At 44.4% G+C, this 12,173-nt stretch carries 9 protein-coding genes; all 9 read left to right on the top strand.

Annotated elements, in window-relative coordinates:
- The first annotated feature begins 1 nt into the window (after position 1).
- On the top strand, positions 2-2,083 hold the full coding sequence (locus tag NCY57_RS06925; RefSeq protein ID WP_250789580.1) for a hypothetical protein: 2,082 nt from the start codon (positions 2-4) through the stop codon (positions 2,081-2,083).
- A 21-nt stretch (positions 2,084-2,104) separates the two neighbouring features.
- On the top strand, positions 2,105-3,367 hold the full coding sequence (locus tag NCY57_RS06920; protein ID WP_021650388.1) for an ABC transporter permease: 1,263 nt from the start codon (positions 2,105-2,107) through the stop codon (positions 3,365-3,367).
- A 269-nt stretch (positions 3,368-3,636) separates the two neighbouring features.
- Positions 3,637-5,253, top strand: coding sequence for a phosphoenolpyruvate--protein phosphotransferase (gene ptsP / locus NCY57_RS06915; protein ID WP_015524657.1), 1,617 nt, complete (start codon positions 3,637-3,639; stop codon positions 5,251-5,253).
- Between the two features lie 296 nt (positions 5,254-5,549).
- Positions 5,550-6,419 carry a DegV family protein gene (locus tag NCY57_RS06910; RefSeq protein WP_015524658.1) on the top strand — a complete coding sequence of 290 codons (870 nt, stop codon included), beginning with the start codon at positions 5,550-5,552 and terminating at the stop codon, positions 6,417-6,419.
- A gap of 39 nt (positions 6,420-6,458) precedes the next feature.
- Positions 6,459-8,225: an arginine--tRNA ligase gene (argS, locus tag NCY57_RS06905; protein ID WP_059085563.1), complete on the top strand. Its 1,767-nt coding sequence runs from the start codon at positions 6,459-6,461 to the stop codon at positions 8,223-8,225.
- Positions 8,226-8,476: 251 nt separating this feature from the next.
- A complete protein-coding gene (locus NCY57_RS06900; RefSeq protein WP_250789579.1) occupies positions 8,477-9,742 on the top strand; it encodes a serine/threonine protein kinase in 1,266 nt (421 codons plus the stop codon).
- Complete coding sequence (locus NCY57_RS06895; protein WP_173739894.1) at positions 9,720-10,628, top strand: hypothetical protein; 909 nt, start codon at positions 9,720-9,722, stop codon at positions 10,626-10,628. The genes NCY57_RS06900 and NCY57_RS06895 overlap by 23 nt, the downstream gene beginning before the upstream one ends.
- A 46-nt stretch (positions 10,629-10,674) precedes the next feature.
- Entirely contained in the window at positions 10,675-11,322 is a 648-nt protein-coding gene (locus NCY57_RS06890) for an HAD family hydrolase (RefSeq protein ID WP_059085566.1), read from the top strand.
- Between the two features lie 32 nt (positions 11,323-11,354).
- On the top strand, positions 11,355-12,149 hold the full coding sequence (locus NCY57_RS06885; protein WP_242872534.1) for a CPBP family intramembrane glutamic endopeptidase: 795 nt from the start codon (positions 11,355-11,357) through the stop codon (positions 12,147-12,149).
- The last annotated feature ends 24 nt before the right edge of the window (positions 12,150-12,173 follow it).

The following is a 12,173-nucleotide window of genomic DNA, read 5'->3' as shown; positions in this document are numbered from 1 at the left end:
AATGAAAGTGGTGAAGAGAGTGATCGTTGGTGTACTGGTTGCGGCATTGGCAGCCGGAGGAATCTACACAGGGCTTATGCATGTGAAAGAATCCAAGGTAACAGAGGTGCCGGTAACCAGCGTCAGCAATCTTCAGACGGACTGGTATTCGGAGACAACACTGGATGGAACCATCACCACGAATGTTTCTCAGAATGTAAATATGGACAAAGATATGATCATCGAGAAAATATATGTATCCCAGGGTGATGATGTAAAAAAAGGCGATAATCTGATCTCCTTTGATATGACACTTGTAGAGATGGAACTGAATATTGCAAAGCTGAAACAGCAGAAGCAGGAGCAGGATCTGACCAAAGCACAGAACCGTCTGACAAGTCTTCAGAATGGAGGTCCCATCGAAGACAGTACAGACAGTACTGATGATACGGACTTGAATCTTACAGGTGATGATACAGGAGGTGACGGAGAAATGACAAATACCGATACACCTTCCGGAAGTGACGGAGACGAGGATATGCAGTCAACTACCGGTTCCGCGGCTACTGCAGATGGCAGCTATCTTGCAGCGGCTTCCTCCAGGCCATTACTTCTCAGTGCCTTTACAGATACAGAAGGAGATCTTGAAGATTCTGCAGAGAAAGTTACCGAAGAAATGCCGTCCGGAGAAACGACGGACAGTGAAACAGAGCAGATGACCGGAGATGACACAGCGGATATGGAAGAGGATACAACTGCATCCGATGAGGATCTGATCATGGATCCGACCTACCAGGATCCTACTGCCAATGATATTACAGACGGAGAGACTACGGACTGGGGTTCCGGAGAAGATGACACCCCAACGGTATCTCCGACACCGACTCCCACACTGGGACCCAATGAGCTTCCTGATCCCAATATAACAGAACCGGAAATTCCGGGGATCACAGATGGTGAACCGGAATTTTATCAGAAGCTGGATTATACTTCTCAGCCGTTTACAGGAACTGGTACGGAAGAAGATCCCTATGTTTTTCTTGTAAGCAGTGCCAAAGGCAAAGTTACGGTGATGGGATCTTTCTTTAACAGAATGGCGGGATACAGTGAGGATGGAACCAAAGTGGTCCAGAAAGGCGGCAGCTGGTTCCAGCTGGAGTTTCATGAGAATGATACCATTGCTGATTTTCAGGACAGAACACTTTCCTGTACAGGATATTATCTGATCGATGGAAGTCTTCTTGAAAATCCGGTATATATGTATGCGGAAACAGAATTTACACTGGACGAGGCTTCCAAATATGACAAAAATGATGATGAGATACCGGATGACAGCGGTGATGGAGATGACGGTACTGATGGCACAACCATGTCAAGAGAGGATGCGATCAAGATCCAGAAAAACAAGATCGCAAGTTTGAAACTGGATATTGAGGAAAATAATCTGAAAATCACTAAGCTGGAGAACAAAATAAAAAACAAGCTGATAACAAGCAAACTGGATGGAACGGTTGCTTACATCGGAGATGAAGTCACAGGTTCTTATAATGGAGATGCTTTTCTGAAAGTAAAAAGCAAAGATGGTTTTTATGTTACCGGAACGGTCAGCGAACTGATGCTGGATCAGATGAAGGAGGGAACACTTCTTCAGTGTACCAGTTATAATTCCGGCAGCTTTGAGGCGAAGGTACTGAATGTATCCGATTACCCGGTGGATTCTTCAAATGCTTATTATGGTGGAGATTCTAATCCCAATGTATCGTATTACACCTTTAATGCAGAGATCACAGATCGTTCATTGCAGTTTACCGACCAGGATTATGTGACGGTATCTCTGAAGTCAAATAAACTTGCCGAAGGCAGTATGGTTGTGATGAAGGCATTTATCCGTACGGAAAATGGAACCAGCTATGTATACAAAGACGTGAAGGGAACACTGAAAAAGCAGCAGATCACAGTGGGAAGCATTGTGAACAGCGGATATTATGCAGTTGTAACTTCAGGTCTGAAATCCGATGATCTTCTTGCTTTCCCATATGGTGATGCCGTGAAGGAGGGAGCCAAGACAAAAGAAGTAACTTTGGATGATATGTACAATGAATAAATAACAGGAAGGAGAAATTTCATGTTTGAAAATATACGCCTGGCTTTTCAGGGAATATGGTCACATAAGATGAGATCCTTTCTGACCATGCTGGGTATTATTATTGGTATTGCATCTATTATTGCAATTGTATCTACGATCAAAGGTACCAGTGAGCAGATCAAGGAAGATCTGATCGGGTCCGGAAACAATACCGTACAGGTTATGCTCTATGACGGAGACAGTACATACGATATGGATTATGGTTCTTACGGAAGCTCGGCCACACCGCCGGTTATTTCTGATTCCCAGAAAACGGCGATCGGAGACTTGGATCATGTGATCAGTTCTACATTTTATTACAGCAGCCAGTCTGCCAGTGTTTATTATAAAAACACAAGCTTTCAGGGCGGAACCGTGTACGGGATCGACAGCAATTATCTGAAAACGATGGGATACCTGGTCCAGTCCGGGCGGGGATTTGTACAAAAAGATTATGACAGCTACCGAAAGGTTGCTCTTGTGGATTCCAATGCTGCACAGAATATTTTCGGAAGTGAGAGCCCTGTAGGGAAAACCATTGAGGTGGGATCAGAACCGTATATCATTGTAGGTGTGATCACTCAGAGTGAGGACAGCATGCCGAAGATCAATACGATTTCTGAGTACGAGGAATATTCGCAGACGATCATGGGAAGCGTGATGATCCCAGATACTACCTGGCCTGTTGCATTTAAATTTGATCAGCCGCAAAATGTGACAGTCCGTGCAGACAGCACAGATAATATGAGTTCTGTAGGAAAAGCAGCAGAGGATATTCTGAATACAGGGATCCAGAATGAAAAAAACAAATCGAACTTTAAATATAAAGCGGAAGACATTATGGAGAAGGTCAAGAATCTCCAGAAGCTCAGCGAAAGTACCAATCAGCAGCTGATTTGGATCGCAAGTATCTCCCTGCTTGTTGGTGGTATCGGTGTTATGAATATCATGCTTGTATCTGTCACAGAACGTACCAGCGAGATCGGACTGAAAAAAGCTATCGGAGCAAGAAAAAAAGTGATCCTGGGACAGTTTCTGACGGAAGCTTCGGTGCTGACCAGTATCGGAGGAATCATTGGTGTGGTCCTTGGGATCATCCTGTCAAAAATGGTGTCTCAGGTGTCAGGAGCACCAACAGCCATCAGCGTTCCGGCAATTATCGGTTCTGTGGTATTTTCCATGCTGATCGGTCTGATCTTCGGACTTCTCCCATCTGTAAAGGCAGCTAATCTTAATCCGATCGATGCCCTTCGCAGTGAATAAAAAGATATACATACATATAGCATCTGCAATTGCCGGAAGGATTCCGGCGGCAGATGCTTATTTTTATATCTGAAAGTATTGTTCAGGTTTTATGAAGCTCTGCGGTCTTTATTTTGTCACTTTTGCTGTATATATGACAAAAAAAGAAAGTATAAATAGAGTTTTTACAGGTTTTTTAGAGATCATAAAAAAATCGTGGCAGAATCTTTGGATAGTGTGATATAATACATCATAAGTGGGCAAATATAAAAACAGAAGGAGATAATTTCATGAAGGTTTTGGAAGGTAAATCTGTATTTTCCGGTATTGCGATCGGTAAGATCTCAATCCTCCAGAAAGTTGACGCCAGTGTTAAACGTGTTCACGTGGAGGATCCGGAAGAAGAGGTAAAGCGTGTGGAGGCAGCCAGAGAGCAGGCTGTGGCACAGCTTCAGAAGCTTTATGACAAGGCTCTTCAGGAAGTTGGAGAGTCCGGAGCGGCAATCTTTGAGGTTCATCAGATGATGCTGGATGATGATGACTATCTGGATTCCATCCACAACATTATCCGTACAGAGTCTGTAAATGCAGAATATGCGGTTGCAACAACTGGTGATAACTTCTCATCAATGTTCGCACAGATGGACGATGATTATATGAAAGCAAGAGCAGCTGATGTAAAGGATATCTCAGACCGTCTGGTACGTGTGCTTTCCGGCCATGGAGATGGAGAGCTTGAAGCATCCGAGCCGGTGATCGTAGTTGCAGAGGATCTTGCACCAAGTGAGACTGTACAGATGGATAAGAGCAAGGTTCTTGCTTTTGTCACAAGAAAAGGTTCTTCTAACTCACATACTGCGATTCTTGCGAGAACCATGAATATTCCGGCGCTGATCAATATTGAATACGATGAGTCCATGGACGGTAAGATGGCAGTCGTAGACGGAAAGAGCGGAAATCTGATCGTTGAGCCGGATGCAGAGACCCTTAAAAAATATGAGGATATGCGTGCCGATGAACTTGCACAGCGTGCAATGCTCAAAGAACTGAAAGGTAAAGAAACTGTTACCAAGAGCGGTCGTAAGCTCCACCTTTATGCCAACATCGGAAGTACAGGTGATGTTGCGAATGTACTTGCCAATGATGCGGAAGGCATCGGACTTTTCCGAAGTGAGTTCGTATACCTGGAAAAAGAAGACTATCCTACAGAGGAAGAGCAGTTCCAGGTTTACAAGACCGTAGCTCAGAATATGGCCGGCAAAAAAGTTATCATTCGTACTCTGGATATCGGAGCGGACAAGCAGATCGATTATTTCAATATGGCGCATGAGGAAAACCCTGCAATGGGATATCGTGCGATCCGTATCTGTCTGGACCGTCCGGAAGTATTTAAGACACAGCTGAGAGCGCTTTTCCGCGCAAGCATGTTCGGAAATATTTCCATCATGTATCCGATGATCATCTCTGTAACAGAGGTGAAGCAGATCAAGGCTATTGTAGCAGAAGTAAAAGCAGAGCTTAAGGAACAGGGGATCCCGTTCCGTGATGACGTGGAGCAGGGTATCATGATCGAGACTCCGGCAGCTGTTATGATCAGTGATCTTCTTGCAAAAGAGGTTGATTTCTTCAGTATCGGAACCAATGATCTGACCCAGTATACACTGGCTATTGACCGTCAGAATGCAAAGCTTGACAACATTTATGATTCCCATCATGAGGCAGTTCTCCGTATGATCCAGATGGTTGTGGATAATGCACACAAAGAAGGTATCTGGGCCGGAATCTGTGGTGAGCTTGGTGCGGACACTACACTTACTGAGAGATTTGTAGAGATGGGACTGGATGAATTGTCCGTATCTCCGACATTTGTTCTTCCGGTTCGAAAGATCGTAAGAGAAATGAAATAAAACACAGATCATAAATAGATAAGGATATTTTTGATAAATAGTGTGACAGCTGCTGTGCATAAATATTTGTATGGCAGCTGTTTTTTAGTTACTGTTTGCGGTTACTGTTCACTGGTAATATTCCGCGAGGTGTTTTTTGTGAGCGAAGGTCACAGAAAATTTCCAATTGTGATATAGAAAAAAATATGATACACTAACATCATGGCTTTCTACAGCAGTTCAAAGAATTAGTTCATCAGGGGCTGATGCATTAATTCTTTGAACTGTGAGATAACAGACCAGGAGGAGAGAAAAGAATGGGCAAAATTGCCATTGTAACAGACAGCAACAGCGGTATCACACAGGCCCAGGCCGAAGAGCTTGGCGTTTATGTGATACCGATGCCGTTTTATATTAATGAAAAAATGTATCTTGAAGGTGTAACTCTCACACAGGAAGAGTTTTATGAGAAGCTTAAGAAGGATGAACCGATCTCCACATCTCAGCCAAGTCCGGCTGATCTCTGTGATCTGTGGGACAAGCTTCTGAGAGATTATGAGGAAATCGTTCATATTCCGATGTCAAGCGGACTGAGTGCATCCTGTTCTACTGCAATGGGACTTGCTATTGATTATAATGGTCGTGTTCAGGTAGTGGACAATCAGCGGATTTCCGTAACACAGAGACAGTCTGTAATGGATGCTAAGATGCTTGCCGAGGCAGGAAAAAGTGCTGCAGAGATCAAGAAGATCCTTACAGATCAGAAACTCGATTCCAGTATTTATATCACACTTGACACCCTGAAATATCTGAAAAAAGGTGGCAGGATCACACCGGCAGCAGCAGCCATCGGAACGGTTCTGAACCTGAAGCCTGTACTTCAGATCCAGGGAGAGAAGCTGGATGCCTACGCCAAGGTCCGTGGCAAGAAGCAGGCCAAACGTGCCATGCTGAAGGCAATGAAGAATGATTGGGAAACACGTTTTAAGGAATACGCATCTGACGGTGAGATGTGTCTTCAGGCTGCTTATACAGGAAATCTGGAAGAAGCAGAAGAATTTAAAAAAGAGATCCAGGAGGTATTTCCGGGAATGGAGATACATATGGATCCCCTTTCCTTAAGTGTTGCCTGCCATATCGGTTATGGTGCCCTTGCAGTCGCATGTTCAAGAAAAGTGACGTTATAAGCATAAAATACAGAAACAAAGATATGAGGAGTTTGAAACATGAAGAAGATTATGGAACAGATGGCGGAAGAACTTTCCGCAGCATTTGAAAAAGCAGGTTATGATCCGTCCTACGGAAAAGTTACTGTTTCCAACAGACCGGACTTATGTGAGTATCAGTGTAACGGTGCTATGGCAGGAGCCAAAGCATATCACAAGGCACCGTTTATGATCGCTGATGATGTGGTAGCACAGCTGTCAGACAGCCGGATCTTTTCCAGAGCAGAAGTTGTAAAGCCTGGATTTATCAACCTGGATGTGAAACCGGAATTTGTTGCAGAATACATGAATAAGATGGCAGAGGACGAGAAGCTTTCTGTTGAGACTGCCAAGAATCCGAAGACGATCATTATCGACTATGGCGGACCAAACGTTGCCAAGCCGCTTCACGTAGGACATCTCCGTTCTGCGATCATCGGTGAGAGCATCAAGCGTATCGGACGTTTTGTAGGACATAAGGTGATCGGTGATGTACATCTTGGAGACTGGGGCCTTCAGATGGGACTGATCATCACCGAGCTGAAACACCGGAAACCGGAGCTGGTATATTTTGATGACAGCTTTACCGGTGAATATCCGGCAGAAGCACCGTTTACTATCAGCGAGCTGGAAGAGATCTATCCATGTGCCAGTGGGAAGTCCAAAGAGGATGAGGCTTACCGTAATGAGGCACTGGAGGCAACCCACCTTCTTCAGCAGGGTAAACCCGGATACATGGCTCTCTGGAACCACATCATGAATGTATCTGTAACAGACCTTAAGAGAAACTACGCGAATCTGAACGTAGACTTTGACCTCTGGAAAAAAGAATCCGATGCACAGCCATACATTCCGGATATGGTAGAGGATATGAAGAAGCGAGGATTTGCCTATGAGGACCAGGGTGCTCTTGTTGTAGATGTAAAAGAAGAGAGTGATACCAAGGAGATCCCTCCATGTATGCTTTTGAAATCAGACGGAGCTTCTCTCTATACGACCACAGACCTTGCTACTATCGTAGAGCGTATGAAACTCTTTCAGCCGGATGAGATCCTTTATGTTGTTGACAAGCGTCAGGAGCTGCATTTTATCCAGGTATTCCGCTGCGCAAGAAAAACCGGTCTTGTAAATCCGGAGACCAAGCTTTCCTTCCTTGGTTTCGGTACCATGAATGGAAAAGACGGTAAACCGTTTAAGACAAGAGAAGGCGGTGTTATGCGTCTGGAGAACCTGATCGCAGATATTGATGAGGAAATGTATCGTAAGATCGTGGAGAATCGCAGTGTAAAAGATAAAGATGCAAAGGATACTGCCAAGATTGTAGGACTTTCCGCAATCAAATACGGAGATCTTTCCAACCAGGCGACCAAGGATTACATCTTTGATGTTGACCGCTTTACATCCTTTGAGGGAAATACAGGTCCGTATATCCTTTATACTATCGTTCGTATTAAGTCGATCCTGAACCGTTATGTACAGGAGGGGGGAGATTTAAGTACAGGTAAGATCCTTCCGGCAGTCAATGCCAGTGAGAAGAACCTGATGCTTCAGCTTTCCGGCTTTGCGGCAATGGTTGAGAACGCTTTTGAAGAAAAAGCACCACATAAGATCTGTGCATATATCTATGAGGTATCCAATGCATTTAACAGCTTTTACCATGAGACCAAGATCTTAAGCGAAGAGGATCAGGCACAGAAGGAATCCTTCCTTCAGCTACTCCAGCTTACAAGAAGAGTGCTTGAGACAAGCATCGATCTTCTTGGATTCTCTGCACCGGATCGTATGTAAGGTATAGCTTTGCAGATACAAACACTATGAATAATGACAGACCGCCGGATAAAGAGACATTTTTGTCTGCTATATTCGGCGGACTTTTTTATATAGAAAGTTCTTTGCAAAAAGAACAGGACGTGCTATAATAGGACTTATCCTAAACGAGGGCAGATCACGAATTTCTGCCTGACTATAAGTTATCTGATTTTTTTCAAACCGGAATTCACCGGATTATCCCAAATCAATAAGAAACGTAATTATAAATATTGTCTGACAGAAATGAGAGGAAGGTGATCTGTCTGATCGGAAATGTTCTGAAAGAACGTTATTGCATTGTAGAACAAATTGGACATGGCGGAGGTGGAAGCCTTTATCTGGCAAAAGATATGGAGCTTGGTATCTGCCGTGCAGTGAAAGAGATACCGATCGCAAAGAAAAAAGAAGCCAGACTCATGCAGCATCTGGAATATCCTGCAATACCGAAGATTATCGATTATGTGGAAACAGGGGAGTACTGTTATCTGATCATGGAATATATCAAGGGTCAGTCGCTGGGAGAACTTCTCCGTTCAGGAAAACGGTTTTCTTTACGGGAAATCCTTGCTCTGGGAAAGGAGATTGCCAGAGTATTGGAATATCTTCACAGTCGGAAGCCACCGGTCTGTTACGGGGACCTGAAACCGGATAATCTTATGTTTTCTGAAACCGGGCATCTGTATCTGATAGATCTTGGAAGTGCCATGTTCGATCATGGAAAAAGAAAACAGATCTGTGAAGGAACGAAAGGCTATGCGGCGCCGGAGCAGTATCAGGGCTACTTAAGACCGGGAAGTGATATTTATGCTCTGGGGAAGACCCTGGAAAAGCTTTGCGGAAAAAAGAAATGGCAGTGGATTTTATATCCGGATTTTTTCTTGCTTCTGTTCCGATGTACCAGAAAACAGGAAAAATACAGATATTCGGATATGTCAGTGGTTCAGAAGAAAATCCAAAAGCTGGAAAACAGATATCGGATGATCACTTGGAGAAAACGATTTCTGGAAGCGGCAGCTGCAGGGATTCTGATAGGAACACTGATCTTGATAGCAGGATTGCTGAAAACGGAAGAATTTTCTGTGGCGATCTCAGAAGTAACAGATTTGTATTACGAAGCCAGACAGTATCCGGAAGACTCAAAAGATCGGGAAAAGTGCTGTATGGCAGCGGAAAAGAGACTCCAGAGGTTAAGTAGAAATTATGGGGAAAAAGAACAGCTGCGTCGTATTGAGCTATTGCTGGCATGGAATGCGGAGCTTTTGTGTGAACCGGAAAAAGCGGCTTTATATTATGAAAATCTTCTTCTGTATGATGCAGAATATCCTGTGGCCTACGGGGAATATGGGATGTTTCTTATTCGGACCGGTCAGAAAGAGGCCAGCAGAAAGCTGTGGGAAGATTATAAAGAGAAAGAAAAAGCGGAATTACTGGATGACAGTGAAAGCAGAAATCTGCAGCTTTGGGAGGAAATCAATGAGAAAAAGAAGAGAAAGTGATCAGAAAAAACCAAAAGAAATGAAAATTCCTAGTAGGAAAACCTGTTTTATTGTTTTGTTTCTGCTGGTCTTATGCAGCTGGATGATCCCTTCCATTGCTGTCTATGGATTTGATGTGTCAGGAATGGATAGTTTTGATACCGGCGGATTTGATATGAATGTGGGAGAAGGAACCGGACAGCTGCCGGAAGACTGGGAAGAAAGCTATGCAGGAGAAGGAAGTGATGATAGTAATTGGAACAGAGAAGAAGGAAATACTGAGGAGTATTCCGCTGCCTGGGCAGAATCAGAGAATGATCAGGGGGAGTCTGCACAATGGAATTTAGATTTTCAGACAGATGAGGTACGCTCTCAGGAAGAAAGCTTTATGGAAAATGGAAATACTGCGGCAGAAGTAGAGATAGCTGATACACCTGCGGAAAAACTGACGGAAACGCCGATACCAACAAAACTGCCAATACTGACTGAACAACCAATCCCCATACAGACAGTGACAGCAAGTCCATCTGTAACGTTGACTCAAAAACCAGTTCGAAAGTCAGTGACAGATGCATCAAAGAGGGAGAAGAAGCAAAATCCGGCATTATCTTACTATCGGACAGAACCAACAGGAACGTCGGATAGGAAAAAAGAAAAAGAGCAAAAACCGGTGATCCGAATGAAAACAGACGGTAACAGGATCCGGATAGAGATCAGTCCGGATATTCCGTTCCAGATCCTTTCATTTCGGATCAATGGAAAAGAATGTGATTTTTACTGGCAAGGAAAAAAGCTTCTGGCGGAATTACCGAAAAAAAGTAGAAATCCCTGGAAAGTAGAACTCATAGGTTTTGTGAAATCCGGGAAGCTGTACTATGAAACCATGGACTTACCAGAAAAACAGTGATACAATAGGCATACTTACTGATTATTTTATACAACAGGAGGAATTTATGTATAAGGCAATCTTTTTTGATCTGGACGGAACACTGACAGAATCCGGAGAGGGGATTACGAAATCTGTACAGTATGCACTGGAGAAGCTTGGAGTTTCGGCACCGGAGCTGGAGCCATTGAAGGTTTTTGTGGGTCCGCCGCTTCTGGAACAGTTTATGAAATATGCGGGATTTGATAAAGAGACAGCACAGAAGGGAATCGAATATTACAGAGAGCGGTATTCAGAAAAAGGAATGTATGAGAATACCGTTTATCCGGGCGTGGAAAACACTCTGGCAGAACTGAAACGTCGTGGCTACAGACTGGCTGTGGCGTCTGCGAAACCGACCTTTTACGTAACACAGATCATGGACCATTTTAATCTGAGTCGGTATTTTGAGGTGATCGCCGGGACGGACCTCAATGGACCGAAAGTAACCAAATCTCAGGTGATCGAGGAAGCTCTGGAAAGAATGAGCCTTTCTGACCACCGTGACCAGGTAATCATGGTGGGTGACAGAGAACATGACATTCTCGGAGCCAGACGATGCGGGATCCAGTGTGTGGCTGTATCTTACGGATATGGAAGCAGAGAAGAACTGGAAAAGGCACAGCCTCTTCAGATCGTAGCTTCCGCAGATGAACTTCTGAATTTTTTCGTCTGACCCCTCTGCACAGACAGAATATTTTTCAAATAGTGTGGAGGGAGCTTTATCCGGCAGGAATCCATTATCTTATCGGACAGATCCTCGGAAGCGCCGTGCTTCTCTGGCTGGCAGGGCATGTCGGCAACGCACAGGAAAGGTACTATAGTTATACGCTGGTGATCACCGGACTTACCGGAGTGCTGGTTATGTTTCCGGCAGTATATTTTTACCGGAAGGATCGTATAGGAAGGCTGATCGGCGGTTTGACTTCCGTTGAGGAACAAAGGCTATCTATTCCTGAAATGCTGCTTCTTCTTGCTGCTGGAGCCGGATTTGCCCAGTATGCCAATGTGCTGGTGGCGATCCTGCAGAACTGGATCTCATCCAGCTATGGAGAGACGATGACGAAGATTACCTCAGGAAAGAGTTTGTTTATGATGATCTTCTGGATGGGGATCATAGCGCCTGTTGCAGAAGAAATGATCTTTCGCTGGCTGATCTATCTGCGACTTCGGGATCACTTTTCTGTACTGTTTTCCGCTGTGATCTCTGCGGCGTTTTTCGGAATTTATCACGGAAATGTCCTGCAGGCTGTGTATGCGTTTGTTCTGGGAGGGATTTTTGCGTGGTTTCTGGAGATGGGCGGTAATAAGTGGACCAGTGTGCTGATGCACATCGGAGCCAATACCTGGATACTTATTTTCAGTGAATATGCCCAGACTCTGGTGGAAAAAGCCGGAGCAGGAAGCCTTCTGATGATCTATGGTGTTTTTGCGGCAACGATGATTGGAGGATATCAGTATTTTGCACGCCGGGGAGAAAAACGTGGCTACCGGGCTGTTTGATCCAATGTGGATCACGAATACCTG

The sequence above is a fragment of the Blautia sp. MB18-30 genome (genome assembly GCF_023669475.1).
Lineage (GTDB): Bacteria > Bacillota > Clostridia > Lachnospirales > Lachnospiraceae > Blautia_A > Blautia_A fusiformis.
The sequence above is the reverse complement of the archived record's forward strand: the minus strand, read 5'-3'. Positions and strand labels throughout refer to the sequence as shown.

Excerpts from the sequence above, each read along its gene's own strand:
- NCY57_RS06925 (WP_250789580.1), top strand. The coding sequence starts at position 2 with ATGAAAGTGGTGAAGAGAGTGATCGTTGGTGTACTGGTTGCGGCATTG.
- NCY57_RS06920 (WP_021650388.1), top strand. The coding sequence starts at position 2,105 with ATGTTTGAAAATATACGCCTGGCTTTTCAGGGAATATGGTCACATAAG.
- ptsP (WP_015524657.1), top strand. The coding sequence starts at position 3,637 with ATGAAGGTTTTGGAAGGTAAATCTGTATTTTCCGGTATTGCGATCGGT.
- NCY57_RS06910 (WP_015524658.1), top strand. The coding sequence starts at position 5,550 with ATGGGCAAAATTGCCATTGTAACAGACAGCAACAGCGGTATCACACAG.
- argS (WP_059085563.1), top strand. The coding sequence starts at position 6,459 with ATGAAGAAGATTATGGAACAGATGGCGGAAGAACTTTCCGCAGCATTT.
- NCY57_RS06895 (WP_173739894.1), top strand. The coding sequence starts at position 9,720 with ATGAGAAAAAGAAGAGAAAGTGATCAGAAAAAACCAAAAGAAATGAAA.
- NCY57_RS06890 (WP_059085566.1), top strand. The coding sequence starts at position 10,675 with ATGTATAAGGCAATCTTTTTTGATCTGGACGGAACACTGACAGAATCC.